Source organism: Barnesiella sp. An55 (assembly GCF_002161555.1).
Lineage (GTDB): Bacteria > Bacteroidota > Bacteroidia > Bacteroidales > Barnesiellaceae > Barnesiella > Barnesiella merdipullorum.
This window is the reverse complement of sequence record NZ_NFHZ01000014.1, coordinates 62,323-88,713: the sequence shown is the minus strand read 5'-3', so window position 1 is coordinate 88,713 and position 26,391 is coordinate 62,323. Positions and strand designations below refer to the sequence as shown.

At 51.3% G+C, this 26,391-nt stretch carries 25 protein-coding genes, 1 tRNA gene and 1 pseudogene; 8 read left to right on the top strand and 19 right to left on the bottom strand.

What is annotated here, in order from left to right:
• Positions 1-145: 145 nt before the first annotated feature.
• The 6 genes from B5G10_RS09555 to B5G10_RS09530 all read right to left on the bottom strand — a co-directional run bounded on the left by B5G10_RS09555 (position 146) and on the right by B5G10_RS09530 (position 4,516).
• Complete coding sequence (locus B5G10_RS09555; protein WP_087424512.1) at positions 146-1,045, bottom strand: hypothetical protein; 900 nt, start codon at positions 1,043-1,045, stop codon at positions 146-148.
• Positions 1,046-1,059: 14 nt separating this feature from the next.
• Positions 1,060-1,518, bottom strand: a complete 459-nt coding sequence (locus tag B5G10_RS09550) for a DUF6108 family protein (RefSeq protein WP_087424511.1) — start codon at positions 1,516-1,518, stop codon at positions 1,060-1,062.
• Between the two features lie 10 nt (positions 1,519-1,528).
• On the bottom strand, positions 1,529-2,002 hold the full coding sequence (locus B5G10_RS09545) for a hypothetical protein (RefSeq protein WP_087424510.1): 474 nt from the start codon (positions 2,000-2,002) through the stop codon (positions 1,529-1,531).
• 2 nt (positions 2,003-2,004) lie between these two features.
• Positions 2,005-2,502, bottom strand: coding sequence for a sigma-70 family RNA polymerase sigma factor (locus B5G10_RS09540; protein ID WP_087424509.1), 498 nt, complete (start codon positions 2,500-2,502; stop codon positions 2,005-2,007).
• A 129-nt stretch (positions 2,503-2,631) separates the two neighbouring features.
• Positions 2,632-3,972, bottom strand: coding sequence for an outer membrane beta-barrel protein (locus B5G10_RS09535; protein ID WP_087424508.1), 1,341 nt, complete (start codon positions 3,970-3,972; stop codon positions 2,632-2,634).
• The gene (locus B5G10_RS09530) at positions 3,959-4,516 is read right to left on the bottom strand and encodes a sigma-70 family RNA polymerase sigma factor (protein WP_087424507.1); all 558 of its coding nucleotides are present in this window, start codon (positions 4,514-4,516) and stop codon (positions 3,959-3,961) included. The genes B5G10_RS09535 and B5G10_RS09530 overlap by 14 nt, the downstream gene beginning before the upstream one ends.
• A gap of 159 nt (positions 4,517-4,675) precedes the next feature.
• Between B5G10_RS09530 and B5G10_RS09525 the strand changes: the two genes are divergently transcribed.
• Positions 4,676-5,440: a NigD-like protein gene (locus B5G10_RS09525; RefSeq protein ID WP_087424506.1), complete on the top strand. Its 765-nt coding sequence runs from the start codon at positions 4,676-4,678 to the stop codon at positions 5,438-5,440.
• Positions 5,441-5,568: 128 nt separating this feature from the next.
• On the opposite strand, the gene pncB is transcribed toward B5G10_RS09525, so the two are convergent.
• The 6 genes from pncB to B5G10_RS09495 form a co-directional block, all read right to left on the bottom strand.
• On the bottom strand, positions 5,569-6,771 hold the full coding sequence (gene pncB / locus B5G10_RS09520) for a nicotinate phosphoribosyltransferase (protein WP_087424505.1): 1,203 nt from the start codon (positions 6,769-6,771) through the stop codon (positions 5,569-5,571).
• Between the two features lie 248 nt (positions 6,772-7,019).
• Positions 7,020-7,090, bottom strand: a tRNA-Gln gene (locus B5G10_RS09515).
• A 75-nt stretch (positions 7,091-7,165) separates the two neighbouring features.
• Positions 7,166-7,912: a lysophospholipid acyltransferase family protein gene (locus B5G10_RS09510; RefSeq protein WP_087424504.1), complete on the bottom strand. Its 747-nt coding sequence runs from the start codon at positions 7,910-7,912 to the stop codon at positions 7,166-7,168.
• Positions 7,913-8,078: 166 nt separating this feature from the next.
• The gene (locus B5G10_RS09505; RefSeq protein WP_008861620.1) at positions 8,079-8,789 is read right to left on the bottom strand and encodes a response regulator transcription factor; all 711 of its coding nucleotides are present in this window, start codon (positions 8,787-8,789) and stop codon (positions 8,079-8,081) included.
• A 2-nt stretch (positions 8,790-8,791) separates the two neighbouring features.
• A complete protein-coding gene (locus B5G10_RS09500) occupies positions 8,792-10,333 on the bottom strand; it encodes a HAMP domain-containing sensor histidine kinase (RefSeq protein ID WP_087424503.1) in 1,542 nt (513 codons plus the stop codon).
• A 232-nt stretch (positions 10,334-10,565) separates the two neighbouring features.
• Entirely contained in the window at positions 10,566-12,725 is a 2,160-nt protein-coding gene (locus B5G10_RS09495; protein ID WP_087424502.1) for an elongation factor G, read from the bottom strand.
• Positions 12,726-12,873: 148 nt separating this feature from the next.
• Here B5G10_RS09495 and hemW point away from each other — a divergent pair, with 148 nt between their 5' ends.
• Positions 12,874-14,004, top strand: coding sequence for a radical SAM family heme chaperone HemW (gene hemW / locus B5G10_RS09490; RefSeq protein WP_087424501.1), 1,131 nt, complete (start codon positions 12,874-12,876; stop codon positions 14,002-14,004).
• Positions 14,005-14,021: 17 nt separating this feature from the next.
• Here the strand turns inward: hemW and B5G10_RS09485 are convergent, their stop codons facing one another.
• Positions 14,022-14,693, bottom strand: a complete 672-nt coding sequence (locus B5G10_RS09485; protein WP_087424500.1) for a DUF2490 domain-containing protein — start codon at positions 14,691-14,693, stop codon at positions 14,022-14,024.
• Positions 14,694-14,695: 2 nt separating this feature from the next.
• Entirely contained in the window at positions 14,696-15,169 is a 474-nt protein-coding gene (gene rlmH, locus B5G10_RS09480; protein WP_087424499.1) for a 23S rRNA (pseudouridine(1915)-N(3))-methyltransferase RlmH, read from the bottom strand.
• 116 nt (positions 15,170-15,285) lie between these two features.
• On the opposite strand from rlmH, the gene nadC reads away from it, so the two are divergent.
• From nadC to B5G10_RS09465, 3 genes are all read left to right on the top strand, one after another.
• A complete protein-coding gene (nadC, locus tag B5G10_RS09475) occupies positions 15,286-16,134 on the top strand; it encodes a carboxylating nicotinate-nucleotide diphosphorylase (RefSeq protein ID WP_087424498.1) in 849 nt (282 codons plus the stop codon).
• A 429-nt stretch (positions 16,135-16,563) separates the two neighbouring features.
• Positions 16,564-16,872, top strand: a complete 309-nt coding sequence (locus B5G10_RS09470) for a TM2 domain-containing protein (RefSeq protein ID WP_087424497.1) — start codon at positions 16,564-16,566, stop codon at positions 16,870-16,872.
• 116 nt (positions 16,873-16,988) lie between these two features.
• Positions 16,989-17,807, top strand: coding sequence for a hypothetical protein (locus tag B5G10_RS09465; protein ID WP_087424496.1), 819 nt, complete (start codon positions 16,989-16,991; stop codon positions 17,805-17,807).
• A gap of 150 nt (positions 17,808-17,957) precedes the next feature.
• On the opposite strand, the gene B5G10_RS09460 is transcribed toward B5G10_RS09465, so the two are convergent.
• The 3 genes from B5G10_RS09460 to B5G10_RS09450 all read right to left on the bottom strand — a co-directional run bounded on the left by B5G10_RS09460 (position 17,958) and on the right by B5G10_RS09450 (position 20,878).
• A complete protein-coding gene (locus B5G10_RS09460) occupies positions 17,958-19,274 on the bottom strand; it encodes a protein kinase (RefSeq protein ID WP_087424495.1) in 1,317 nt (438 codons plus the stop codon).
• Positions 19,275-19,485: 211 nt separating this feature from the next.
• The gene (locus tag B5G10_RS09455) at positions 19,486-20,064 is read right to left on the bottom strand and encodes a hypothetical protein (protein WP_143241116.1); all 579 of its coding nucleotides are present in this window, start codon (positions 20,062-20,064) and stop codon (positions 19,486-19,488) included.
• Positions 20,065-20,410: 346 nt separating this feature from the next.
• A complete protein-coding gene (locus tag B5G10_RS09450) occupies positions 20,411-20,878 on the bottom strand; it encodes a hypothetical protein (protein ID WP_143241115.1) in 468 nt (155 codons plus the stop codon).
• Positions 20,879-21,300: 422 nt separating this feature from the next.
• Here B5G10_RS09450 and B5G10_RS09445 point away from each other — a divergent pair, with 422 nt between their 5' ends.
• The gene (locus tag B5G10_RS09445) at positions 21,301-22,665 is read left to right on the top strand and encodes an MATE family efflux transporter (protein ID WP_087424492.1); all 1,365 of its coding nucleotides are present in this window, start codon (positions 21,301-21,303) and stop codon (positions 22,663-22,665) included.
• 12 nt (positions 22,666-22,677) lie between these two features.
• Entirely contained in the window at positions 22,678-23,121 is a 444-nt protein-coding gene (locus B5G10_RS09440; protein ID WP_087424491.1) for a methylglyoxal synthase, read from the top strand.
• 146 nt (positions 23,122-23,267) lie between these two features.
• Here the strand turns inward: B5G10_RS09440 and B5G10_RS12860 are convergent.
• Positions 23,268-23,390 (bottom strand): annotated as a pseudogene (locus B5G10_RS12860) (IS982 family transposase); the annotation flags it as partial.
• A gap of 86 nt (positions 23,391-23,476) precedes the next feature.
• On the opposite strand from B5G10_RS12860, the gene B5G10_RS09435 reads away from it, so the two are divergent.
• A complete protein-coding gene (locus B5G10_RS09435) occupies positions 23,477-24,292 on the top strand; it encodes a hypothetical protein (protein ID WP_087424490.1) in 816 nt (271 codons plus the stop codon).
• 189 nt (positions 24,293-24,481) lie between these two features.
• On the opposite strand, the gene B5G10_RS09430 is transcribed toward B5G10_RS09435, so the two are convergent.
• Positions 24,482-26,371, bottom strand: a complete 1,890-nt coding sequence (locus tag B5G10_RS09430) for an ABC-F family ATP-binding cassette domain-containing protein (protein WP_087424489.1) — start codon at positions 26,369-26,371, stop codon at positions 24,482-24,484.
• Between the last annotated feature and the right edge of the window lie 20 nt (positions 26,372-26,391).

Here is a 26,391-nt window from a genome sequence, read left to right as displayed (position 1 = left end):
GATATACCCCCACTAAATTCCGCTAAATTTGAATAAATAAACGCATTTTATCGAATTATAGAATAAATATTCATATTTAAGATGCATAAAGAAGCCGGATAGAAATCGAATGTTTCTATCCGGCTGAGTCGTATGAACAGGTATTTTAGAAGTGGAGCATTACCCCGGCCGAGAAGCTGCGCATTTGGGGTGCCCGGCTCTGTTGCATGATGTTGAAGGGCGACAGTTTCACATAGAAACCAAACGTGCCATATCCGCCTTGAGCCATAATATCGAGGTTGATGGGGTTGGGCTTGATGTTTTTCTCGAATAGTTTTACCTTGTTGCCGTCTGTTTTATAGATAGTCTTTGTGCTGCTGTAGGTTTTGATGCCGATAACCGGGCCCAGCGAGAAGAATATCGGGCCGTGCAGGAACTTATGAGTTTGCCATTCGACGAGCAGAGGCACGGTGAGATCGACGGTCTTCAGGCGAGAGAAGTCGAGGTCGGCACCTTCGGGGCAAGGCACGATGCTGATCTTTCCGTCTTGTTTGACGAAGTAGCGGTTTTCGTTCATGACATAGTTGCGCCAGTCGATACCCAGTCCGGTAACAAAACCCCAGTTATTACTGTGGATTGGGGTGTAAATCGTGATGAAGTTCCAGAATATCTCGAACGACCCCGAGAAGTCGAGCGAAATGCCGTTGGGGTTGTTGAGGAATCGCAAGCCGTTGCCCATGCCGTTGCAGAATCCGAACCCGACTCCCGACCAGTGCGGGTCGAAGCGTTTGCGTTTCTCTTTTTTCTTCCCGGTGATGAGGTCCGAGAAGGGGAACGATACCGATTCGGATAGCTCCCACGAGGTTTGTCGCTTGCCGTCGATAAAGCGCGACTCGTAGAATTTAGTGTAGGGCTTCTCTCCCTCATATACCGAGACCGAGACGATATCGGCCGAGTCTTTGATGAGAATCTCTTTTTGGTTAAAGATGACTGTCGTGTCGCACTCGGCAGCCCCAAGGGGCAGGGCGAGTAACATGGTGGGCAAAAGTGCAAGGATAGGTTTCATATAGTTGTTTGTTTTTATTGTTTCTTGTTGATAAACAGGTTGATAAGCCGGTCGAGCTGGGTGCGACCTTCGAGATAGATGAGCGTGGCGTCGCCGGGCGACAGCTTGCGGAAGAGGATAAAGCGGTTTTCACCCCCCGGCGAGGCTGGTGGCAGTTGGTAATACCCGGCTATGGTATTGTCGCCCGATTTTACCGTTTCGCTGTTTTCGGCTTTGGAACTATCGACGCGCACGGCCGCTTCGAACAGGGCCACATCGTCGGGGCGGTCGGTGATGGTGAGGCTGTGGAAGAGCAAAAGGTTATAGGGTTTCAGCTTCTTGCCTTTGATAAGTACGACCACTGCCTGCTTATCGTGGTTGTACTGCCCCGAAAAGAGGGGAGCGACGGCCAGCCCCTTTTGAGCCATAGACACAGGTATATACCCGAGGAGCAGGCAACCGATGAGAAGTATTCTGTAAAACGGTTTCATCATGACAAACGTTTTAAGGTTGGTTTTCAAGAGGTGAGAATATGGCATCGAGCTGGCTCTCTACGGTCACGTCGTCGGTCGAGGCAAATTGCGATACCGATTGTCGCATCTGCTCGATTACCACCTCGGGGTCGGTCTGTTTTTCGCCATAGACATAGGCGACACAGGTGTTTCGGGGGACAGTCATATAGGCGATGCTCCCACCCAGTACAAGGGCGATACAGGCGGCTGCACTCATCCAGGTGTGCAGTGCGACACGACGACTCTTGTGCATCGGTGGGCGTGGCGTGGCGATGCGTCGGCCGGTCTCGGTAAACGAAAGCACGGCCCGGGTGTCGTTGTAGCGGTCGCCCGACTCTTTCGAAAAGAGGTAGCGGCGCAGTTCCTCCTCTTCGCGCAGCGAAGTCTCACCGGCGTAGTATCGCTCGATAAGTTGCTCCCAGTCGTGGGGGGTGCGAGGGTGGAGTTTCGATGGTTTACCGGTCATGGTTATTCAGTTTTTTTATATTGTTCACGAATGGTTTTCCGAGCTCTCGACAGGTTCATGCGCACGGCTGTCGGTTGCATGTGCAGTTGCGAGGCAATCTCGTCGATTTCGAGTCCGCGAAAGTCGCGCATCTCGAGAATGGTCCGTTGGTTCTCGGTGAGTTCCTGGTCGATGAGCCGTTTCACCGCAGCGAATCGTTCGCTCACGGCATCGCTTTCGACCGTCGTTTCTTCGTCGCAGAGATCGTAACTTTCGGGGTCATACTCGGTAAATCGCGATTTCTGCCGCACCCGGTCGATACAGAGGTTTCGGGTGGTAGTGACGGTCAGAGCCGACGCCTCCCTCTCGTCCTTGATTTTACCCCGCAGGGGCCACAGGCGGCAAAAGGCGTCCTGGACGGCATCGGTGGCGTCGTCTTCGTCTTGAAGAATCCGACGCGACATTGAGAGCAGATTGTCTCGCAGACGGGTAAAGGCCGATAGCAGCGGTTCCTGTTTCATGAGCGGGTCGTAGGACGGGGTTCGTTTCTCTTTCTATTTCTGTAAAAGTAACGAACGACTATCGGCTTTGTAACAAAAAAAGTGGGAAATATTTTTGACCTTCGGGTAAGCCGTTTGACTTGCAGTTCGTTAGAAGTCGAATCGTAAACCGCCTTGCAGGTTGATGTTGAAGGGCTTTTCTTTGCGGATGGTCGATACTTGCGATCCGTCGTCGAAATAATAGACAATGCCCGGCTCGGCATAGAGGTTGACGTGGGGTGCCAGTTTGAGGGTGATTCCCACTGCAGCCGATACCGACCATTGCAGCGGGTCGATGCTCAGGGTTTCGTCTTGCGAGAGTGCCGCCTGGGGGGCTACATCGTAGCGGGCCGACAACTCGCCATACACGCACTTTTCGACCATGCCCCCCCCGGCCAGGTAGAGGTTGAAGTAGCGCTTACGCAGGAAATTCCAGTTGAGCTTCAGGGGGATACCCAAGTAATGCAGTTGTTGTTTCTGCGTATAGTAGGTGGCGTCGCCGGCCGTGAGGTCAGAGGCCAGGTAGGTATATACCACCCCCGTTTCGAGGGCGAGTACCGGGTTGAGCGACTTCTGTACCGTAATACCCACCGATACGGGGAAATGGTGTTTCACATCGGTGGTAGGCTGGGCATTGAGGTTTTGCAGCATCACGTGCTGGTAGGGCGAGGCCTCCTTCTCGTTTACCGGGTTGCTGCCGGCACTTGCGGGGAGACTGGCCATATCGGCTGCAGCATAGGGTGCCAGATTGCCGAATCCGTTGCGGTTGTCGGCTGCGGTAATCAAGCTGTTGCCCAGCGAAAGGCCCACGGTCCAACCCTCTTGGGCACGATGGCTCGATTCTCTGCGAGGGTAAGTCGTTGTGCCGGTCTCGTTGGCCGACAGGCTGTATCGTTGCTCCCGTTCTCGGGTGCGGGGCGCGGTGGGGTGTGGCTGAGATTCCTCGGTTGGGTTGACCGACTTGGGGGCTTCATCCTTTGAGGGAACCTTTTCCGACGAGTCGGTTGGCTCATCCACGAGAGCTGCCTCGCTGGGTTTGCTGGTCGGGATATTGACTTGAGTGGGAGCATATTCGGGGCTGTCGTCAGAGTCGGCAACGGGGGTGGTGTGGTGTTCGGTTTGAGCATATAACGGTTGCTCTGTGGAGGCAAGAGCCGGCTTGTCGTCGGCTGCCGGTTGTGGGGCAACCGTCGGCTGGCTGGTGTGAGCGGTCTGGAGCCGGACTTCGTGCGAAGGGACTCCCGGCGACAGGTATTGCAACCCTACAAAAGTGCCCACCAGAACGGCAATGCAGGCGGCAGCAGCCCACAAAACGGCTCTTCGCCCCACCCGCATACGGGGGGCGAGCTCTTCGTTCAGCTTCTCCCACACTTGGGGTGGGGGTGTGACCGAATAGTCGTCGAGCTGTTTCTGCCAGCTTTCTCTCCAGTCTTTGTTTTTATTCGTCTCCATGTTTCGACAAATACTCCTTTATTCTGTTCATCAGCAAGGTTCGGGCCCGAAATAGTTGCGACGAAGAGCTCTTCTCGTTGATGTGCAGCAGTCGGGCTATCTCCTTATGCGATTTGTTCTCAAAGGTGAAGAGGTTGAAAACCGTGCGATACCCGTCGGGCAGCTCCGAGATGAAACGGAGCAGAACCTCGGGCGCAATCTCCTGTACGAGGCTGTCGTCGAGCGAGTCGGGGTCGGCCACTTCGGGAGCCTCGTCGAGATCGAGGTCGATGTGTTGCGCCTGTTTTCTCGCCTCTTCCAATGCCGTGTTTACCATGATGCGGCACAACCAGGCCTTTAAAGAACCCTCACCCCGGTAGTCGAACTTGTCGAACGAGGTGAATACCTTGAGGAATCCATCGTGAAGCAGGTCTTCGGCCGCCTCGCGATTGCCGGCATAGCGAATACAGAGGGCAAACAGCTGTCCGGCATATCGCCGGTAGAGTTCGGCTTGCGCCGCAGGCTCTTTCTGCTTGCACCCTCTTACCAGCTCTGCTTCGTTCATGGTGTGAATTCCTATCATATAATAAATGCAACGATGTAAAAATACTGCATGGAAGGTGATAGAAAAATTGTTTTTCACTCTTTAACAATCGCCGATGCAGTATTTACCCTCAAGGCCCGTTTATCTCATAAAAACAGATAAATCTAAAAACCGAAAGATATGAAGATGAAACACATTTTATGGGCCGGATTGCTGGGCGCGTTGCTGTCGTGCGGCCTGGCATCGTGTAACAACGATGAGGATTACTATTATGTTCCCTACTCCTATGCGATAGGCGATATGGTGGTCGAAGAGGGTTCCGATCCCTATATCCAGATGGACGACAAAAAGACGCTCTTCCCCTCGAATGGCGACCGTCTGCCGAGTTATCTGAAAAAGAACGGACAGCGGGTGATTGTCAACTTTACCTTCCTCGACGAGCACCGCGAAGGGTATGACTACTATATTCTTGTCAACGATATCGACTCGGTGCTGGTCAAGAATATTATACCCATCACTCCCGAGACAACCGACAGTATAGGCAACGATCCCATCAACGTGATGGGCATGTGGTCGAGCGACAAGTATCTGACCCTGCAGTTCGAGATGCGTGGCGCCGGGCAGGAGAAGCACATGATTAATCTCGTGCGCGACTATTCGCTGGCATCGGCTCCCGACAGTGAGGGGTATCTTCATTTGAAATTCCGTCATAACCGCATGAACGATCTCGACGTGGATCGTTATTTGTGGGGGGTAGCCTCTTTCCGGTTGGACGATATCTATGCCGAGTTTCCCGACCTGAAGGGGTTGAAGATTGATGTGCGCACCTCGCATGGTAACGAGACTTACACCTGTGATTTCGACGACAGTTCCAGTGACGGCAATGCCGGGCGATCATCGTCCCAGACCCATGAGCAGAACGTGGCTGCTATGTATGTAAAGTGATTTAATGCTAAGTAAATAATTGCCGGGGGCAGGACTTAAGGTCCTGCTCCCGGTTTTTTATGCGACGATATCGGTTTGTCGTTTGCAATCACGCTGAGGCTTGGCGGATAGGCCAATCGGGCCGACGTCTATTTCATGTGGAGGGCCTTCATGAAGCGGTCGATTACCTCTACATTCCCGGTGTGTTTCCCGTCGTCTTCGCTTATCTTGCAAGTGTCGTTATAGAACGACCACGACTCGGTAATCTTTGCGGCAATGAGCTTGATTACGATATTCATGGGCTTCACCCCGTCGAAGTCGTTGGTGAAGTGAGTGCCTATGCCGAATGAGGGTTGGCAGTAATCCCGGGCATATTGCTGTATCTTGATGGCCTGCTGGGTATTCAAGGCGTTGCTGAAGATAATCTGTTTGCTCTTGGGGTCGATACCCAGCGAGCGATATTTCTCTACAATCTTCATCAGTTGCTCGTAGTTGTCGCCGCTGTCGATGCGCAACCCCTTGAAGAGGTTGGCAAAGTCTTCCGAGAAGTTGAGGCTGAAGATGTCCCACCCGAAGCTGTCGTAGAGGAACGTACCCAAGGCTCCCCTGAAGGTGTTGCGCCAGTAGTTCATGGCAATGTGGTTGGCCATTTGCGGGCCATACATGCCGCCAATGGCACAGATAAACTCGTGGGCCATGGTGCCTATCGGCAGCAAATCGTGCTTCATGGCCAGATAGACGTTGCTGGTGCCCACGAAGCGTCCCGGCCATTCTTGGCTGTGGTCGCACTCTTTCATGGCGCGTACCACGGTATCTTCGCTTTCGAACGAGGCCCGGCGACGGGTACCGAAATCGCTGAATACACAACCGGCTTCCAGCAGTTGCTTGCCCTTGGCGTAGGTCTTTTGGTAGTATGCCGGGTAGTCGAAACAGGAGTCTTGCCCGGTCATGGTGTAATAGAGTTCCGAGATGATGGCCAGCAGTTTCACTTCCAGCAGGATGGTGTTGGCCCACGACCCTTCGATATCGACATGCAGGTGACCTTCGTCGTCCTGGTGTACCTTCACCCATTTGTGATTATAGCGAAACCCTTTCAGATAGGTATAGAACCAGGTGGGTATGTAGCGGCACTGACGTTTCATGAAATCGATCTCGTCGTCGGTGATGGTGACCGAGTCCAGCATCTCTATCTGTTCGCTCAAGGCTTGGGCAAAACCGGTGGGGTAGATGGTATTGTCACGGTCGGTGAAGGTATATTTTACCTGTGCCCTCGGGAAGTTGTCGATTACGGCGCAGCACATGGTAAACTTGTACAGGTCATCGTCTGTAAAATGGGTGATGATTTGTTTCATGTCGAAATGGTTTTAGGGCTACAATCGAATGTCCAATATACAGATAGCGAAGGGTCGGGCAGAGACAAACGGGGAATTGGGTTCTTCGGGTTTGGTCATACCGAACCGCTTTCTATCTTTTACAAAGATGTAAAAAAAATGTCTAATATGGGCAATGTGCGGGAGGATATTTGCCGGATTGTCCCGATATCGGGGGGTGAACAGGATACAAAAAAGCCATCTTCTCTACATGTGAAGATGGCTTTTTGTTGTCCGGGAAGGATTCGAACCCTCACAGGCGGAACCAGAATCCGAAGTGCTACCATTACACCACCGGACAAGCTTTGTTTTGCGACTGCAAAGTTGCAATTTTATTTTTATATGACCATCGTTTGGCCGGTAATTTTTCCAGGGATTAAGATTTTTTTACACTCTGGTATTTCAGAGGCAGGGCCGATTCTATGGCTTGGTACGACTCCTGCATCAGACGTTCGAGGTCATGCCCCTCATTTGCATCGGGATAGATGGGCGGGTGTATGGTGAGAACGATTTTGCCGGGCTTGAAGTTGTAGGTGGTGCGAGGCATCACGGCGAAGGCGCCATCGATGGTAAGGGGCACTACGGGAAGCGAAAATTCTACGGCAAGCTGGTAGGCTCCCCGTTTGAAGGGCCGCATGGCACCTGTCCAGGTGCGGGCTCCCTCGGGGAACACGACGAGCGACATGCCGCCCTGCAAGGTGGCTTCGGCCTTTTGCAGGGTCTCTTTGACCCCGCTGGGGGTGGATTTATCGACAAAGATGTGGCCGGCGGCGGCGCAGGCGCTTCCCACGAAGGGGATGTGGCGCAGGCTCTTTTTCATCATCCATTTGAAGTTGTGGTTGAGGTATCCGTAGATGAGGAATATGTCGTAGGCTCCCTGGTGGTTGGCCACGAACACATAGGAGGTGTTGGGGTCGATGTTTTCGCGGCCGTGCACCTCGATGCGCACGAGCGAGAAAATGCACACCAGCCGCGACCAGATGTGGGCCGGGTAGTATCCCCACACGTTGCCGTTACCCAGCCGGCAGCCTATGAGGGTGATGAGTGCGGTGAGCAGGGTGAGTATGAACAGGATGGGGATGGCGATGAGCCACTGGTATAGGAATGTAAGGATGCGTAACATGTTTGTCTCTTTTGGTTTGATTGCAAAGATAATGTTCCCTGGTGGAGAAACAAATTTTAAGATGAATTCTTTATGGAAGAGCCGTCTTTTTGTGGTTGTCGAGGAAGGGTATATAGATGAGGAAAGGCGGCTTTTGGGGGCCGCCTTTCCAGGGATGAGTATCGTATTATTTCGTTTTGGCTTCTACGTCGGGAGCGATGAGCTTGTAACCCTTGCCGTGGATATTGATGATCTCGATCGAGGGATCGTCTTTGAGGTGTTTACGCAGTTTGGTAATGTAAACATCCATGCTTCGTGCGTTGAAGTAATTGTCGTCGATCCAGATGGTCTTGAGGGCAAAGTTACGCTCGAGTATCTCGTTGACGTGGGCGCACAGGAGGCTGAGCAACTCCGACTCTTTGGTGGTGAGTTTGGTGCTCTTGTCGTCGATGGCGAGAACCTGTTTCTGGGTGTCGAAGGTGAAGCGGCCAATCTTGTACATGGTCACCTCTTTGCCCTTCTTGCCTTTTACGCGACGCAGGATGGCTTCGATACGGAACACGAGCTCCTCCATGCTGAAGGGTTTGGTAATGTAGTCGTCGGCTCCGATCTTGAATCCTTCGAGAATATCTTCCTTGAGCGATTTTGCAGTCAAGAATATGATGGGGACTTCTCCGTTTACGGTACGAATTTCTTGAGCCAGCGTGAATCCGTCTTTTTTAGGCATCATCACGTCGAGTACGCACAGGTCGTATTTGCCTTTGAGGAAAGCCTTGTAACCGCTCTCTCCGTCGGAGAAGAGGTCGGCGGCATAGCCTTTGGCTTGCAAATACTCTCTTAACAACATGCCAAGATTTTCATCATCTTCGCATAGTAGAATACGCAATCTTTCTTCCATAGTCATTTGTTTTTTATTAGTGGTAGTGTAATTATAAATGTCGAACCCTGGTTGATTTCGCTCTCTACGCGGATGTCGCCCTTGAGGTCGGTGATGATTTTGTGGACGTAGGCGAGGCCCAGTCCGAATCCTTTCACGTCGTGGCGGTTGCCGGTAGATACGCGATAGAACTTGTCGAATATCTTTTTCAGATCTTCCCGTTTGATACCTATACCATTGTCGCGAATCGATATCTCTACCTTGTCGCCGATGGTGCGGGTGCGGATGAAGAGCGAGAGGGGCTCCTCTTCGCGGCGGTACTTCACGGCGTTGTCGAGCAGGTTGAATATGACGTTGGTAAAGTGCATCTCATCGACCGATACAATGGCGTCTTCGGCCTCGAGATCGGCGTCGATTACACCGCCATACTTCTCGACCTTGAGTTTAAAGGTACTCATCACGCTTGTGACAATGTCGTTGACATCGACGTTATGCAGTTTCATGAGTGTCTTTTGCCGGTCAAACATCGACATCTGCAACACCTTCTCGACCTGGAACCGCAGGCGCTTGGTCTCGTCGTTGATCACGCCCGATATGTGTTGGAACAGGGCCGGGCTCTTCGAGACCGAGGGGTCGTTGAGCATTTGTGCGGCCAGCGATATGGTCGATATGGGGGTCTTGAACTCGTGGGTCATGTTGTTGATAAAGTCGTTCTTCATCTCGGTGAGCTTCTTTTGACGGAAGGCAGTGATGATGGTGAAGAGGAAGGTTACCAACAGAATGAGGGTGAAGGCAAACGAGGGGATCATGAACTTGACCGAACTCGATATGTAGTTCCGTTTGGTGGGGAAATAGACCTTCAGGTAGTTGATACGGGCCGGCGGATCGTTGGGGAAGATGGCCTGTGTGAAGAGGTTCCCCTCGATCTTGGGATCGTATTGGTTGGAGCTGTACAGAATCTTTTCGTTCTTGTTGTAGATGGCAAACTGGAACGGCAGGTTGAGGCCGTTGTTCTCAAACTCCGACTTCAGGTAGGTTTCCAGTTTGTTGATATCGATGCGCTCCAGCACGGGCCGTGTGCTGGCTTTGCTGAGCATGTTGAGTATCACTTCGTTCAACAGCCCCTTCTGGTAGAGGTATTGTCCCTTGCGAGCCTCCTGCATGTTGCGATAGGTGCTGATGAGGGTATTGTGGTCTTGGGGACGGGGTGTAGCCGGGGTAATGATGGTACTCGTCTGCTCCCGGAATGAGAAGTTGGCTACCGTCCCGTCGGGCGATACGATGGAAAACTGGTGATGCGAAGTGATGTCTTGCTGGTCGGTTTGCCGGCTGTAGGACGAGAGCATCTTCTTCTCCTCCTCTTCCAGATATTCGTCCAGATAACGTTGGGTCTCGTCCAGTTCGAGGCTTGTCGATACGGCATACAGGCTCCTCTTTACGGCTTCGGTAAATTGCTCGTTTCTCATTTTTATCATATTCTCCATATACATGATTTGTATGTAGAGCAAACCGATAAACGTGAGAGCCATGATGATGGCCAGTAGCCAGATTGTTGACTTTTTCATTGTGGTTGCCTCTCTATCTTTTTCCTGTTGAGCGAGTGTGAGTGTCTATTTTTTTTACATCGTTTGTAAAATTTATTACATAAACACTCAATCCGCTATTTTTGTTTTATTTTATGAAAACCTATAACTGTTTATTGTTAACAATTTCTGCAAATTTAACAAATAAATGTTTATATGCAAAAAAGCCACTGGGAAAAACCAGTGGCTTTTTGATTATTTAACAGAGTGGGGCTTATTCGTCGGTTTGTTCGGCTTCGTAAGCCTTGAGCAGTTTCTCTTGAACGTCAGAGGGTACGAGCTCGTAAGAGGCAAATTTCATCGAGAAAGAGGAGCGCCCGCCGGTAATTGAACTGAGGGCGGTCGAGTAGGATGACATCTCTTTCAAAGGAACTTTGGCTGTAATCTTTTCGAAACCCTTTTCGCTCGACATACCCATGATGATGGCCCGGCGTCCTTGTAGGTCGCTCATCACGTCGCCCATGACATCCGACGGGGTGAGTACCTCCACGTCATAAACCGGTTCGAGAATCTTGGGCCCGGCGTTGCGGAAGGCTTCGCTGAAAGCGTTGCGGCCGGCCAGGCGGAAGGAGATTTCGTTCGAGTCAACCGGGTGCATCTTACCGTCGTAAATGCATACTCTCACGTCGCGGGCATATGAACCGGTGAGGGGGCCTTGCTCCATGCGGTCCATCAGACCTTTGACGATGGCCGGGATAAAGCGGGCATCGATGGCACCACCCACGATACAGTTGCAAACGACCAGCTTGCCGCCCCATTCGAGGTCGATGGTTTGGGTGTCGCGCACGTTCATGCGGTACTCCTGGTTGTTGAACTTGTAGGTGTCGGGGGCAGGCATCCCTTCGTAGTAGGGCTCGACGATGAGGTGTACCTCGCCAAACTGTCCGGCACCGCCCGACTGTTTCTTGTGGCGGTAGTCGGCCCGGGCAGCCTTGGTAATGGTCTCGCGGTAGGGGATGCGGGGCTCGATGAACTCGACGGGGAGTTTGTCGTTGTTTTCGATACGCCATTTGAGGGTGCGCAGGTGGAATTCGCCCTGTCCCGATACGATGGTTTGTTTCAACTCTTTCGACTGTTCGATTTGCCAGGTGGGATCCTCCTCGTGCATGCGGGTGAGAATTTCGCTCAGCTTCTCGGCATCCGATTCATTGACGGGTTTGATGGCACGTTGGTACTTGGGTGCCGGGTATTTGATGAAGTCGAAGTGATACTCGCAGCCTTTGGCATCGAGAGTGTTTCCGGTGCGTACATCCTTGAGCTTGACCGATGCGCCTATATCGCCGGCTACCAGCTCCTCGACCGGGGTGCGTATCTGGCCGCACACGCAGAAGAGTTGGGCCAATCGCTCGCGGCCGTCGCCACGATCTACATTCACAAGGTCGTCGCCCTGATGCACGGTACCCGACATGACTTTGAAGTAGGATACCTCGCCAATGTGAGGCTCGACCGTGGTCTTGAAGCAGAAGAGGCTTGTGGGGCCGTTGGCGTCGGGAGCAACCTCTTCGCCTGCGGTGTTGACGGGTTTGGGCATCTCCGATACGAAGGGAACCACGTTGCCGAGGAACTCCATCATGCGGCGCACACCCATGTCGCGCAGGGCGCTCACGCAGAATACCGGGTAGATGCTGCGGGTTACCAATCCCTTGCGGATACCTTCGCGCATCTCGTCTTCGGTCAAGGAGCCTTGCTCGAAGAATTTCTCCATCAGAGTCTCGTCGTTTTCGGCGGCGGCCTCTACCAGTTTTTGGTTCAGCTCCCGGGCTTTTTCCATTTCGCTCTCGGGAATTTCAGATATAGTGGGCTTGCCGCCTTCGGGCGACCAGCTGTACATTTTCATGAGCAGTACGTCGATCATGGCGTTGAACGACGGCCCGCAACTGAGCGGGTATTGCACTTGAACGATTCGGTTGCCGAATGTCTCGCGCATCTGGTGGATTACGTTTTCGTAATCGGCTTTTTCGCCGTCGAGTTGGTTCATGGCGAAAAGAATGGGTTTGTTCAGGCTTTCGGCGGTACGGAAGATGTTTTGAGTTCCTACCTCGACTCCATACTGCGAGTCGATGACGATAACTCCCGTATCCGTTACATTGAGGGCGGTGATAGCGCTACCCACGAAGTCGTCGGCTCCCGGGCAATCTATTACGTTGAGTTTCTTTCCTAAAAATTCGGCATAAAAAACTGTGGAAAATACCGAGTAGCCATACTCTTTTTCCACAGGGAAATAGTCCGATACGGTGTTCTTTCCTTCGACAGTCCCGCGGCGTTTTATTACGCCACACTCGTAGAGCATAGCTTCTGCGAGGGTGGTCTTACCCGAGCCTTTACTACCCAAGAGGGCAATGTTTTTGATTTCGTGAGATTGGTAAACTTTCATGATATTAAAGTTTTTAATAAAACAAGAACGCTTGTGGCGTTTGAAACAAAGCGTTCGCAAATTAGAAATTATATTTCGAAAAAGCAACGACGAGAACTATGTTACAAAACATTGTTTGTGAATCGAAGTTTTGTATTTTTGTATCCCGATGGCTGGCATCTATATCCATATTCCGTTTTGTGCGAGTCGCTGTGTCTATTGCGATTTCTTCTCTTCGACCGATTCGTCGTGGCGCGGGCGCTATGTCGAGGCGGTGTGTCGCGAGCTGGAACTGCGCCGGGCCGAGTTGGGGAGTGAGCCGGTATCGACTGTCTATCTGGGCGGTGGCACTCCCTCGACACTCTCGACGGCCGAGCGCGCCCGGTTGTTCGCCGCTCTCTCGACGGTGGTCGATTGGGGGGCGTGCAGCGAGGTGACCCTCGAGGCAAACCCCGACGATGTGACTCCGCAGTTTATTGCCTCGTTGAAAGAGACACCGGTCAACCGCCTGAGTATGGGGGTACAGAGTTTCTCCGATGCCGACTTGGCTTTCCTGCGTCGGCGGCATACGGCCCGGGGGGCTGTCGAGGCCGTGGAGCGTTGCCAGGCCGCCGGTTACGACAATATCAGTATTGACCTTATTTATGGATTGCCGGGCCAGACTCTTGAGGCCTGGCAGGCCAATCTGCAACAGGCCGTGGCACTGGGTGTGCCTCACCTCTCGGCCTACAATCTCATCTACGAAGAGGGCACCCCTTTGTGGCGCATGCGTGAGCGGGGTGAGGTGAGGGAGTGCGACGAGGAGTTGTCGTTGCAGATGTTCGATTGCTTGATCGATCGGTTGGCTGCTGCCCGATATGAACACTACGAAATCTCCAATTTTGCCCGTGACGGCCGCTATGCCCGGCACAATACCTCATATTGGACCGGGGTGCCCTATCTGGGGCTGGGAGCCGCGGCTCACAGTTACGACGGTCGGGTGCGGCGCATCAATCCCGCTTCGCTGTCTCGCTATGTGATGGCTATCGAGGCAGGGCGTGTGGCCTTTGACGAGGAGCTTGAGAGTAGCGACAGTCTGTACAACGAGCGCATACTCACCTCGTTGCGCACCTGCTGGGGGCTCGACTTGAATCGGTTGCGGGCCGACTTTGGTGAGGCTCGCCTGCGCTACTGTCTCGAACAGGCACAGCCACACTTGCGTGCCGGCCGGCTTTCGCTCGACAATGGCGTGCTGCGCATCACGCGTGCGGGGCTCTTTACTTCCGACGATGTGATGAGCGACCTCTTCTGGGTCGATTAGCTCTTGTCCGACAGTGCTTACAGTTTCAGTTTATAGGCCAGCGAGAACAGGGTGTTGAGCTGCTGGGGAGCCGTGCTGATGAGATGTTCTTCCCGAATTTTACACTCAATCGAATTTTTGTTGTCGATGCGATATTCGACCCCGGCGTCGTACCATACCCGGTCGAACTCACCGGCTTTGTTGCCGTTGAGCATGAGGAATATGTCGGCATGGAAGAAAGGAGTCCATCGGCTGTTTGGAATGGCATAGCTGAAGAGCAGCTTGTTGCGCCACTTGTTCACCGGCTTGTCGCTCCCGATGGTATAGGTCGATTCGAAGCGCGAGTTGAGCGACAGTGACCATCGGTCGATGGGGTAGGAGAAGGTCGCCCCCAGGTGGTACCGATGGCGGTTCTTGTAGGTGCCCGGGGGAGTCTGTTGGTTCATATAATAGTAGAGCACGTTCAGCTTCAGGTACTTCGGGATAGCCGTGTAGGATACCGTGAAGATGGGCATATACCGCTCGTAGTATTTGCCCAAAGTCCATACGTTTTGTTGCAGTTGCAGGTTCACCCGGTCGATCTGTTTCGACACGGTGAAGTTCCACATCGTACCCACTTCGCTGCTGTATTCCCGGGCGTGAGCCGCCGGGATAGCGCAGGCCAGGAGCAGGGCCGAGGCGATGAGTGATTTGTAGGAAAACCGTTTCATGCTTATTCGTGATGATAAGGTTCGTTGTTGAGAATGGTCATGGCACGATAGAGCTGCTCGGTGAAGATGAGTCGTATCATCTGGTGCGAATAGGTCATCTTCGATAACGATATCTTTTCGTGGGCTGCCTGGTAAACGCGGTTGGAGAATCCGTAGGGCCCCCCGATGACGAAGACCAGCCGTTTGGCCACGTTGGCCATCTTCTTTTCGAGATACGAGGCAAACTGCATCGAGGTGAACTCCTTGCCGTGCTCGTCGAGCAACACGATATAATCGCCGGGCAGGAGCGACTTCAAGATGAGGTCGGCCTCCCGCTCCTTCTGCTGGTCGGTACTGAGGCTTTTGGTATTGCGCAGTTCGGGGATGACAATCATCTCGAACGGCACGTAATGAGCGAGCCGTTTGCTGTACTCCTCGATACCTTGAACGAAGTACGGTTCCACCGTTTTCCCCACGACCAGTAGCGATATTTTCATGCCGTTTTATAAATTTTCTGCAAAATTAGTATAAACAAAGAGTAAAATCAAACTTGTTTTGCTCTTTCCCTTGTGTTATCTTTGCGGTTGTTTAAAAAATATAAAAACAGAAAGATATGAAAACTACCGAGCAGTTGGTCGATGAGTTGATCGACCTGGCGTTTGCCGAGGATATAGGCGACGGCGACCACACGACCTTGTGTTGTATTCCCGCAACGGCCATGGGAAAATCGAAATTGCTGATTAAGGAACCCGGTGTATTGGCCGGTGTAGAGGTAGCCCGCGAGATATTCCACCGCTTCGACCCCGAGTTGAAGATGACCGTCTATATCGAGGACGGAGCCGAGGTGAAACCCGGCGATGTCGCCTTTGTCGTCGAGGGCCGTGTGCAATCGCTTTTGCAAACCGAGCGCCTCATGCTCAACGTGATGCAGCGCATGAGCGGTATCGCTACCATGACCCGCCGTTATGTGAAACGGCTCGAGGGGCTGCACACCCGCATACTCGACACCCGCAAGACCACGCCGGGCATGCGCATGCTCGAGAAGGCGGCCGTGAAGATTGGCGGCGGGGTAAACCACCGCATCGGCCTCTTCGACATGATTCTGCTCAAAGACAACCACGTCGATTTTGCCGGTGGTATCGAGAACGCCATCACCCGTTGTCACGAGTATCTGAAGGAGAAAGGCAAAGACCTGAAAATCGAAATCGAGGTGCGCAACCTCGACGAACTGCGCGAGGTAATGCGCGTGGGTGGTGTCGATCGCATCATGCTCGACAACTTTTCGCCCGAGCTCACCCGCGAGGCTGTGAAGATTGTCGATGGCAAATACGAGACCGAGTCGTCGGGCGGTATCACCTACGACACCATTCGCGACTATGCTGAGTGTGGCGTCGATTTCATCTCGGTGGGAGCACTCACCCACTCGGTCAAGGGGCTCGACATGAGCTTCAAGGCTTGTTGACGAATCATTATATTAATAAATAAAGAGCGCCCCGAAAGTTTAACCAGACCTTCGGGGCGTTGCTGTTTTTGCCTGGGGCTACCACACTTGATGCGGTTTCCAGGTCGGCCTGGTTTTGTAAAAAAAAATTGTACTCTTTTTCCTCTCTCTACTCCGCGTACCGGCGTGGAACGACAATTCTCATGCGCGACGAGGTGCCGGCAAGTCCTTTTGACGGTGACAGGAACCACGGAAATGTTACTATGTATTTGGTTCTTTATATGTCTGATTATTAAATATTTATATTCATAAAATCCGACTCTCTGTGAAATGCTATATTAAAAACTAGGCCCAAAAAGGGCTATGGCCTTTCGGGTGGAATTACAGATATTTGCAGCAGAAATAAACACTTATTAGTAATAATATTATTAATCTTAAACTCTAAACGTTATGTATTGTAAAAAATGTGGAGCTGCAATTGACGATGATGCGGTTGCTTGTCCGAAATGTGGAAGCCTTACGGGTGTTAATGGTGGCGCCCAGCCGGGTGCCAGTGAGAAGAGTCGTTTGGTAGCTTTTCTCCTGTGCTTCTTTTTTGGTGGCTTGGGTGTTCATCGGTTCTATGTAGGAAAAATAGGAACGGCCGTGGCCATGTTGTTCACGCTCGGTGGATTGGGCATCTGGACCTTCATCGACTGGATTATGATATTGGCCGGTAAGTTCACCGACAAAGAGGGCCGGATTTTGGCAAACTGGTAAAACTTTGTGATTGCATCCGGAAATATATATGAAATTCGGGTGGTGTTTCAATCCATCCCTAAAAAGAACATAAAGAACAAAAATATAAATAACCATTTAAATTAAACGCAACTATTATGAAAAAGAGTCTTTTTGTATTTGGACTTGCCGCTATTGTGGCTGTGATGGCATCCTGTTCGGGATCTGATGGTTCCAAAATTAAACCCACAGATACTAAATTCCTTTCGGGAACCGTGTCAAAATGTTTGGTTGTAGCAGATCAACCTGCCGAGCTGAGCATCGTAGAAGATGAAGATAGTACTAAGTACATCCGCCTCAAGGTTACCTTGCAGATGGTAAGAAGTGGTCTTAAGAATGTGGACCCCAATGATATTGACTTTGAGGATGTTTATAGAGGAGCTGAGATTAATCTTTTAGATGAAAATGAAACAGCTCTTTTCAACTTGGGTGTAAGAGACGACAATAGGCTAAAACTGAAGAACCTCCTTACAGGAGATGAGGGGAGTACAGCCGATATAATTTTTGAATGTTTATATGACGAAGCTGAGGACGCTAAAGACTTTGAAAAAGTTACTCAGTTTACTCCTTATGAAGCTGCCAATATAGTTATAGAAAACGAAGATGGCGAGGAGATTGAATGGGATGGCAGTTCTGACTTTTCCAGCGACGCAGCAGTTTCCAGCGATAGCGGTTCAGAAGACTGGGATGCTCTGTTGGATTCCTATGAAGAGTATGTCGATTCGTATGTTTCGATGTTGCAGAAAGCAAGTGCCGGTGATATGTCGGCCATGACCGAGTCTGCCAGCTTCTTACAGAAGTCGCAAGAACTTACCAAAAAGTTGTCGAGTGCAACCAGTGGAATGTCTGTATCTCAGGTAAACCGCTACAATCAGATTAACCAGAAGATGCTTCAGGCCGCACAAAATATGCACTAATCTTTTTGTCCTTCATTAGAGCAGCTAACTTCAACATACAATAACAGCTATTCTTATTCAGGGGGCTGTTGTTCCATGGGTGATATAATTCATGTCACACAAGTCAAGGCGAACTCCAAACTCGGGTTTGGGGTTCGTTTTGTTTGTATATCAGGGTTTCAACTGATTGATGACTCGTATAATCGAGTCGCGTTGTGCGGGAGGTAAGGTGTTGATGGAAGGCAGCGAGGAGTGCAGCGAATCGATGGTGTTGTGTTGGCGCAAATAGACTGCGAATGCCGCATCGGTCTCTTCGGCGACCGACCCGTCGGGCAAGGGTGGATATTTGCGGGTGATGGATTTCAGGTAGGGGGTCATGAAGTAGTAATATGCCCCGGCATAGACAATAGCCAACTCTTTGTATTTCTGCTTTTTCATTCGGGTGATGGCCCGTTCATAGGGCGGATTCATCTCTTTTTCGAATTGCTCGATCAGTTTTTTCCGGCGTTGCAGCTTTTGGGCCAGTTTGGTTTGTTCGGTTTCCTGAGTGTAGGATACGACTTTTTCCTCGATGCGTTGGTCGGTTTGCAGGGAATCCCGTTGGGTTTGTGCTTCAATCTTATCGGTCGTTTTTTGATATACCGAGTCCATGCTTTGTGCTATGCGTCGTTCCATTTGCACGGTTTCGTTGTGGCGATAGACAATCGATGCGGCGATGAACAAGGCAACGACAATCGATGCGGCAACCGATGCCACCAGGAGGGGGCGGCGATTCCGGCGCTTGATAAGTACACGCAGGGCCTGTATGTTTTGTGGGCGTTCCGAGGGGTTTTGTCGGCTGCATCTGCGTGCAACTTCCCCATATTTGCGGCCTCCGAAAATGAGGTTTATCAGACGGCCCAGCGTGAAAATGTCGGATGTGGTTCCGGCCGATCCCGAGCCGTTGAGAATTTCGGGGGCGGTATATCCGTCGGAGCCCCCGATATAACCTTTGTAGGCGCTGTCGGTGCTGGCCGAGAAACCGAAGTCGATGATGCGTGCCGCCTTGTTGCTGTTGACGATGATGTTGTCGGGCTTGAGGTCGTTGTGTATGATGCCTCGATGGTGCAGATAGTCCAACCCGTCGAGTATGTCGTTGAGCACGGCCTTGCGCTCTTCGAGGGTGGGGTTGGAGGCGACAAACTCGTCGAGTGTCAGTCCGTCGATATATTCCATGACCAGGGCCGGCCCCACGGGGGTGTGGGGGTTGAACTCCAAGGTGCTGACAACACAGGGATGGTTGAGGTTGCAGGCCAGTTCATACTCCCGGCGGAGGATTTCGATCAGCATCGAATCGTTGGTGACCGGGGTTTTGAGGATGATGTATTTTGACCCTTTCTGCGCCTGGTAAATGCGGAACATGCGTCCCTCGCTGATAATTCCGAGGACTGTTATGGAACTGTTGGATGGTGCCGTTTCTATGGATGTAGGTGCGGAATATATTCTCATGATACTCTACTTTCAGAGCAAATATAATAGTAAAAGACGAGTGGAGAATAAAATATTGGAACTTGTTGCCGATATTTTTTTCTTCCGCACGGTATTCTATCCAATATAACGAGGGGGAGATCCGGACGCCGCCGCACACGATGCGGTATCTGGCAAATGGGATCATGAGTGTCTGAAAGGGGCGGCAATATTCCAGCCTGCGACTCTGCGATTAGAGTTTTTCGAGAATGGTGAGTCCGTTGTCGAGTCCCATGGCGTATCGCTGGCACAGCTCTCCGCCATGTACAAGATTATCGACAAACAGGGGGTAATGTTTCAGCAGGATGCTACATTCGAAGCTGTCGCCGTTTTGCAGGGTAGAGTTCTTGCAATCGATGGCCTTGAAGGTGCGTCCGCCTTGAAATTCGATGATGCACACGCGGTCGGGCAGCCATCCAATGCGTAGCCTGTTGCCGGGAACAAGTTCCTCGACCCGGATGGCGTGATGACTCTTTATGATGTCCGATTCGGGCCCGGAGAGTTGTTTTAAATGGCTGCAGAATGCCTCCCAATGATTGAAGCCGATGTAGCGGCAGAGTACGTCGAGAGTGCGGGTATAGGTGGTACTATATCCTTTGATACTACCCCAAAGGCGGCGCAGGGTATTGTCGGCCAAATGTTCGTTGGTGACACGTTCAATTTCCGCACCGAAAAGGGTAAAGTCGGAGCGGCTTTCTATCTTGTGACCGAAACGCTTTTCTGCAGCTATCTTCAAGGCTGCTATCTGTGGTAAATCTGTTTGTACTGCCATAGTAATTACGAAGATATACAATAATCTTGACAGACACTAATAAAGAACCAAAAAGAGCCGGTGAATTTTAACTTCTCAACGTGTAACCCTGTGAGATAATAGATTGATTGCGTGTATATTGCGATTCTATTTATTACTATTTCATTTTATTAAGTATCCCTTAAAAAACATTTATTCCAGTCTCTCCTGAATATCGCTTCATACGAGTAATATCCCTGATTTGACTGGCCGGAATCGCGGCAGAAAAGGTGGCTCCCGAACAGGTATTGGCTCTATACACTCGAGGCTGTACTCTCATGACGAGTACAGCCTCGGGCGATTTTATTTGTCTTTTGGTTTACAGGTTTCAATTGTTGAGCACCACGCGGAATGTCATGTCGCTGGGTTGCTGTTGGGCAAAGTCGCTGTATTGCACATAGAAAGCTACGCTGCCCGGCATGTAGTCGTAGGTGTAGGTCTCGGTCCAGAGCATCTCCTGGCCGCTTTGGGCATCGGTGCTGCCCCGGTGTACGGTGTAGGGCAGGGGGGTGATGACCTCGTCGTTGGTGCCCGGCGACTGTACCAGATAGCCCAGCACATAGCCGTTGAGGTAGAGGTCGTCGGTGATATCGGCATTTTGGAATATATACATGTAGTAGGTGTTGAGACCGTCTTCCGAGGTCACAAGCTCCCAGTCGCTCGACTTCACGGTGTAGGTGTAGTATTTCCAATACATGCCTTCGCCGGGGACGCCTTGCGGCCCTTGCGGCCCCATGGGACCTTCGCAGGAGAATAGAGTCAAGCTTATGATAAGCAGCAATAAAAGTTTTTTCATCTCTTACTCGAATTAACTGTTTGTGTAATGGGAGAAACGGAGACTGCGACACCCCTTGTCATCGGGGGCTGCACGAGTCGCAACTTCCTGTTTCTTGTACAAATATAACAAGGAGTTGTAAAAAACGGTTCTGTTTTGGTATAATTTTATTTTTTTAATGAACCGGCTTGTGGTTTTGCGCGTTTGTCGTGAATGTTTTAAGGTGTTGGTATCATGAAGTTTAATTTGAAATTTGGATAGCCTTGCCGAATGTGAGTTTTATTAAAAATACCGATTTGTTATAAAATGCTTATGTTCATGCCACAGGTGTCGAATAATTTGTACCTTTGTCGCGGAGAGACAAAGATAGCACGTCCCCCACAGGGCGTTGCTTCATCGGGTTCTGTTTTATGCAGGAGTTAATTGCGAAATTAGAATAGACTATGACAGATCGTACTTCCCCATTGATTCTCGGTTCCGAGCCTATCGGCAAGCTGTTGGTACAGTATTCGGTGCCGGCCATTATCGCGATGACCGTCACATCGCTCTACAATATCATCGACAGTATCTTTATCGGGCATGGGGTAGGAGCGCTGGCCATTGCCGGTTTGGCCATTACCTTCCCGCTGATGAACCTGGTGGTTGCCTTCTGTACGCTGGTGGGTATTGGCGGGGCCACCATCAGTTCGATATTCCTGGGACAGGGCGACCGGGTGCGGGCGACCGAGGTGGTGCACAACGTGCTGTTCATGTGCATTGTCAATGCGATTTGTTTCGGCGGGCTGACCTTCCTGTTTCTCGATCCCATCCTGCTCTTCTTCGGGGCCAGTCACGACACGCTGCCCTATGCCCGTGACTTCATGCAGGTGATTCTGCTGGGCACCCCCATTACCTATGTGTTCATTGGATTGAACAATGTGATGCGAGCCACGGGATATCCGCGCAAGGCGATGCTCTCGTCGTTGCTTACGGTGGGTTGCAACGTGATATTGGCGCCTATCTTTATCTTCACGTTGGGATGGGGCATACGGGGTGCGGCATTGGCTACGTTAGCCTCACAGACGGTGGCCATGGTGTGGGTACTTGCCCACTTTTCCAATAAGAACAGTTTTGTACACTTCGACCGGCGCTATGCTCGGCTGAAGGCTCATGTGGTAGGCAAGATTTTCTCGATAGGCATGTCGCCTTTCCTCATGAACGTGTGTGCTTGTGTGGTGGTAATCTTTATCAACAATGCCTTGCAGCGCACGGGTGGCGACTTGGCTATCGGTGCCTATGGTATCGTGAACCGCACGCTCATGCTCTTTGTGATGATTGTAATGGGTATTACCCAGGGTATGCAGCCTATTGTGGGCTACAACTTCGGTGCCCGGCAGTATGACCGGGTGCGCAAGACGTTGCGCTACGGTATCACGGCCGGGGTGTCGATAATGACTGTGGGTTTTGTCTTGAGCGAGCTCTTTCCCCATGCCATTGTGGCACTCTTTACCACCAGCGAAGAGCTGGTCGATTTGTCGGTGGTGGGGTTGCGCATCAGTTGTGCCATGTTCCCCTTTGTGGGTTGCCAGATTGTTATCTCCAACTTTTTCCAGTCGATAGGTCGGGCTCCGGTATCGATATTCCTTTCGTTGTCGCGGCAGCTGCTGTTCCTGTTGCCGTTGTTGCTGATTCTGCCCAATTACTGGTCTACCAGCGGGGTGTGGTGGAGCATGCCGATATCCGATTTCATCGCATTCGTGATTGCTGTTGTGGCGCTGTTGATTCATCAGCGTTCGATTCGCAGAAAGTATCAAAGTGTTCAATCTTAAAAATATGGAGCTATGAAAAAGAGATTAACCATTGCGCTGGTTGCGCACGATAATCGCAAGGCCGATATGGTGGAGTGGGTAAAACACAATGCCGAACTGTTGTCGCACCATCATCTGGTATGTACGGGTACGACGGGCCGTTTGGTCAAGGAGGCTTTCGAAGAACTGCATATCCCGGCCGATGTGACCTGCATGAATTCGGGTCCGTTGGGTGGCGATGCCGAGATTGCCGCATTGGTGGTGCGCCATCAAATCGACCTGGCCATCTTCCTCATCGACGACCTCAATCCGCAGCCGCACGAGGCCGATATACAGATGCTGCTGCGTCAGTGCCGGGTACACAATGTGCCTATTGCCTGCAACCGGTACAGTGCCGACCTGATGATTACGAGCACGTTGTGGGACGATGATACCTATGTACCCACCGAGCCGAAATATATCTATTTCAAACGTTGATGTTTGCCCCGTCGCTCCCCCGCGGGGAGAGGCGGACGTGTAGTAGCGCGGTCTGTACCGAGGGTGTACGGGCCGCGCTCGCGGCGTTGTAGAATGCGGGGCGTGCTGAATTAACGTGAGTTCGAAATAATTTAGAAGAGCACCAACTATCCGTCATCAACAAAATCGATATCCACCGATGGCTTTTTAGGGAAGAAACAGTAAGCAGCGATAGCCGAGAGAATGTTGACAATGAAGTTGTTGAAAGAGCGGAGCCTGGAATGCTCTATCATTTTATATAGAGCGAAATTATTATGAAGCATACAATTGGTTAATCATAATATGTTATCTTTGCTACAAGCCAAAAGAACCTGTCATGAAGCTGGATAGAGTAAAGCAAGCACCACCAACCCGCACTTGGATAATCGTACAATATATATCTGTCATTATAGTATCGGCAGCAATTATCTTATTGTGGGTTGACAAATTAGTAGGAATTCTGATTGTTGCATTTGCTTTCCTACTTGTCATACCGGCATTTGTTATCTCTGTTATATCCGTTTTCACATCATTGAGGTTCAATACCAGGCACAAAAGAATATTCCTGGCATGGCATGTCGCCAATATTCTGGCAATATTGCTATGGATTTTTAACCCCAACGACCGATGCGATGCCCATATAATGGAAAGGCACTATGTCAAATACCATGCACAAATGGAAGACCTCTATCACAAAATCCGTCAACAACTGGAACCGGGACGCAGCATCTATATCGAATTTGAGAAAGGAAAAGTATCTGCTTTCAGTGTATTTACTGATGACAAACAGGGCTGCAACAACTGGGACCCGAGCGAAGAAAAGATTGATTCTTTACTCATGATATCGGGTCTTGACAGAACGGATCTGAATGATATAAAGAACACCTTGGATGACATTCATAGCATTTCAATAGCAGTTTCAACATCTTCTGACGAGCCCTACGAAATCGGCTTCCGGCGCATCCTTCTGGATAAATACGATTTCATTATCTATCCCTATGCCCTGTCACAAGAAGAGCAGGAACGTGTAGAGGCAGATCCGGGTAACATTCGGTACTCTCCGCGCGTTGTATTTAGATACAACACAGGCGCTATCGGCAATTGGAACTTTCCGGGTAAGGAAGAATATTTGCAGTCAAGAAAAATCAGGTAAGTTGAAAAGCAATCTTTGAAAGTCATTAAAAGAGTAAAATGGATAAGTCTCAATAGTGGGAGCAATCTCATTTGCTTTGCAAATTGTTTTTGACCATAACACTTATATTATCAAGATAATATATATTAGGCAGGACTTTCTTTAATAATAAGATAAATATATTGATTCTGATTTCGAACTCACGTTGAATTACCCCTCGATTTCGCTCAGTTCGAGCCAGCGCAGGGTCTTCTCGTCGAGCAGGTCGTTGACCTCGGGCAGCCGTTTCGATTTTTCGGTAAGCTCGTCTACCCCGAGGGTGCCGCTGCACAGGGCGGTTTCGATGCTCTTCTTCTCCTCTTCGAGTGCGGCAATCTCCGTTTCGAGTTGCTCGAGCTCCTTTTTCTCCTTGAACGAGAGGCGCCGGCGGCTGTTCTCGGCCGTGGATCGTTTTTCGGGGGCCGCCTTTTTGCTTTCCTGGCGGGCGCGTTCGGCCTGTTCGTTGCGGGCCTTCTGCTCCTGAGCCTCGCGCCATTCGCGATAGTCGGTATAGTTGCCGGGAAAGTCTTTTATCTCGCCGTTTCCCTTGAACACCAGCAGGTGGTCAACCACCTTGTCCATGAAGTAGCGGTCGTGCGAGACGACAATGACACACCCTTTGAAATTGCGCAGGTACTCCTCGAGCACATTGAGGGTGACGATATCGAGGTCGTTGGTGGGCTCGTCGAGCACCAGGAAATTGGGGTTGCTGATGAGCACCGTGCACAGGTAGAGCCGGCGACGCTCGCCCCCGCTCAGTTTATAGATGTAGTTGTGCTGGGTCTCGGGGGTGAAGAGAAAGTGCTGCAGGAATTGCGAGGCCGACAGCTTGCGTCCGTCGCCCAGCGAAATCTCTTCGGCGATGTCGCGCACGGCGTCGATTACCTTCATCTGGTCGTTGAACTGCATGCCCTCCTGGCTGTAATAGCCGAATTTGACGGTCTCGCCTATGTCGAAATGTCCGCGGTCGGGTTTCACCTGCCCGATGAGCATCTTGATGAAGGTCGATTTCCCCGTACCGTTGTTGCCCACGATACCCATCTTTTCGTAGCGAGCAAAGGTGTAGTCGAAGTTCTCGAGAATCTTCAGGTCGCCAAAGCTCTTGGAGATGCCCTTGGCCTCGAAAATCTTGGACCCGATATACGACGATTTCACCTCGAGACGCACTTGCCCCACGGCCTTCTCGCGACGGGCCTTCTCCTGCAGGTCGGCAAAGGCATCGATGCGGTATTTGGCTTTGGTGCCCCGAGCCTGCGGCTGGCGACGAATCCACTCCAGTTCGGTGCGCATGAGGTTGCGGGCGCGGTCTATCTCGGCATTGTGTATCTCGATGCGCTCCTCGCGTTTCTCGAGGTAGTAGCTGTAATTGCCCTTGTAGCTGTAGAGGGTGCGGTCGTCTATCTCGACAATCTGGTTGCACACCCGGTCGAGGAAATAGCGGTCGTGGGTGATCATGAGCAGCGTTGTGTTGGAGCGGCGCAGAAACTCTTCGAGCCACTCGGTCATATCGATGTCGAGGTGGTTGGTAGGCTCGTCGAGGATGAGGAGATCGGGCTCGGTAATGAGCACATTGGCCAAGGCCAGCCGCTTCAGTTGGCCTCCCGAGAGTTCTCGCACCGGTTGCTCGAAATTGTTGATTTTGAGTTGCGAGAGTATCTGCTTGGCTCGCTGTTCATAGTCCCAGGCTTTGGCATGTTCCATGCGGTCGAGCAGTTCTTGCAGTCGGGTAGGGTCGTTGGCTTGCAAAGCCCGTTCATACTCGGCGATGAGGCGCACCGTCTCATTGTCGGATTGGAAACAGGCCTCGATGACCGAGAGATGCGGCTCATACGACGGCGACTGTTCCAGGTATCCCACCCGCAGCCCGTTGCGGTAGGTAATCTGCCCGTTGTCATAGTCTTCCTTGCCGGCCAGGATATTGAGCAATGTCGTTTTGCCGGCCCCGTTTTTGGCGATGAGCCCTATGCGGTCGCCCTCGCCTATACCCAGCGAAATGTTTTCAAACAGGATGCGGTCGCCAAACGACTTGGTGAGGTTCTCTATCTGTAAGTAACTGATCATAGACTCGTGTTAAGTAGCCA

What these genes read in the sequence shown, in the direction of transcription:
- B5G10_RS09460 (WP_087424495.1), bottom strand. Translation starts at nt 19,274, where the DNA reads ATGAGAATATATTCCGCACCTACATCCATAGAAACGGCACCATCCAAC.
- B5G10_RS09545 (WP_087424510.1), bottom strand. Translation starts at nt 2,002, where the DNA reads ATGACCGGTAAACCATCGAAACTCCACCCTCGCACCCCCCACGACTGG.
- nadC (WP_087424498.1), top strand. Translation starts at nt 15,286, where the DNA reads ATGAAAACTACCGAGCAGTTGGTCGATGAGTTGATCGACCTGGCGTTT.
- B5G10_RS09540 (WP_087424509.1), bottom strand. Translation starts at nt 2,502, where the DNA reads ATGAAACAGGAACCGCTGCTATCGGCCTTTACCCGTCTGCGAGACAAT.
- B5G10_RS09555 (WP_087424512.1), bottom strand. Translation starts at nt 1,045, where the DNA reads ATGAAACCTATCCTTGCACTTTTGCCCACCATGTTACTCGCCCTGCCC.
- B5G10_RS09485 (WP_087424500.1), bottom strand. Translation starts at nt 14,693, where the DNA reads ATGAAACGGTTTTCCTACAAATCACTCATCGCCTCGGCCCTGCTCCTG.
- B5G10_RS09430 (WP_087424489.1), bottom strand. Translation starts at nt 26,371, where the DNA reads ATGATCAGTTACTTACAGATAGAGAACCTCACCAAGTCGTTTGGCGAC.
- B5G10_RS09510 (WP_087424504.1), bottom strand. Translation starts at nt 7,912, where the DNA reads ATGTTACGCATCCTTACATTCCTATACCAGTGGCTCATCGCCATCCCC.
- hemW (WP_087424501.1), top strand. Translation starts at nt 12,874, where the DNA reads ATGGCTGGCATCTATATCCATATTCCGTTTTGTGCGAGTCGCTGTGTC.
- B5G10_RS09505 (WP_008861620.1), bottom strand. Translation starts at nt 8,789, where the DNA reads ATGGAAGAAAGATTGCGTATTCTACTATGCGAAGATGATGAAAATCTT.
- B5G10_RS09440 (WP_087424491.1), top strand. Translation starts at nt 22,678, where the DNA reads ATGAAAAAGAGATTAACCATTGCGCTGGTTGCGCACGATAATCGCAAG.
- B5G10_RS09455 (WP_143241116.1), bottom strand. Translation starts at nt 20,064, where the DNA reads ATGGCAGTACAAACAGATTTACCACAGATAGCAGCCTTGAAGATAGCT.
- B5G10_RS09500 (WP_087424503.1), bottom strand. Translation starts at nt 10,333, where the DNA reads ATGAAAAAGTCAACAATCTGGCTACTGGCCATCATCATGGCTCTCACG.
- B5G10_RS09530 (WP_087424507.1), bottom strand. Translation starts at nt 4,516, where the DNA reads ATGAACGAAGCAGAGCTGGTAAGAGGGTGCAAGCAGAAAGAGCCTGCG.
- B5G10_RS09470 (WP_087424497.1), top strand. Translation starts at nt 16,564, where the DNA reads ATGTATTGTAAAAAATGTGGAGCTGCAATTGACGATGATGCGGTTGCT.
- B5G10_RS09445 (WP_087424492.1), top strand. Translation starts at nt 21,301, where the DNA reads ATGACAGATCGTACTTCCCCATTGATTCTCGGTTCCGAGCCTATCGGC.
- B5G10_RS09435 (WP_087424490.1), top strand. Translation starts at nt 23,477, where the DNA reads ATGAAGCTGGATAGAGTAAAGCAAGCACCACCAACCCGCACTTGGATA.
- B5G10_RS09450 (WP_143241115.1), bottom strand. Translation starts at nt 20,878, where the DNA reads ATGAAAAAACTTTTATTGCTGCTTATCATAAGCTTGACTCTATTCTCC.
- pncB (WP_087424505.1), bottom strand. Translation starts at nt 6,771, where the DNA reads ATGAAACAAATCATCACCCATTTTACAGACGATGACCTGTACAAGTTT.
- B5G10_RS09465 (WP_087424496.1), top strand. Translation starts at nt 16,989, where the DNA reads ATGAAAAAGAGTCTTTTTGTATTTGGACTTGCCGCTATTGTGGCTGTG.
- B5G10_RS09495 (WP_087424502.1), bottom strand. Translation starts at nt 12,725, where the DNA reads ATGAAAGTTTACCAATCTCACGAAATCAAAAACATTGCCCTCTTGGGT.
- B5G10_RS09550 (WP_087424511.1), bottom strand. Translation starts at nt 1,518, where the DNA reads ATGATGAAACCGTTTTACAGAATACTTCTCATCGGTTGCCTGCTCCTC.
- rlmH (WP_087424499.1), bottom strand. Translation starts at nt 15,169, where the DNA reads ATGAAAATATCGCTACTGGTCGTGGGGAAAACGGTGGAACCGTACTTC.
- B5G10_RS09525 (WP_087424506.1), top strand. Translation starts at nt 4,676, where the DNA reads ATGAAGATGAAACACATTTTATGGGCCGGATTGCTGGGCGCGTTGCTG.
- B5G10_RS09535 (WP_087424508.1), bottom strand. Translation starts at nt 3,972, where the DNA reads ATGGAGACGAATAAAAACAAAGACTGGAGAGAAAGCTGGCAGAAACAG.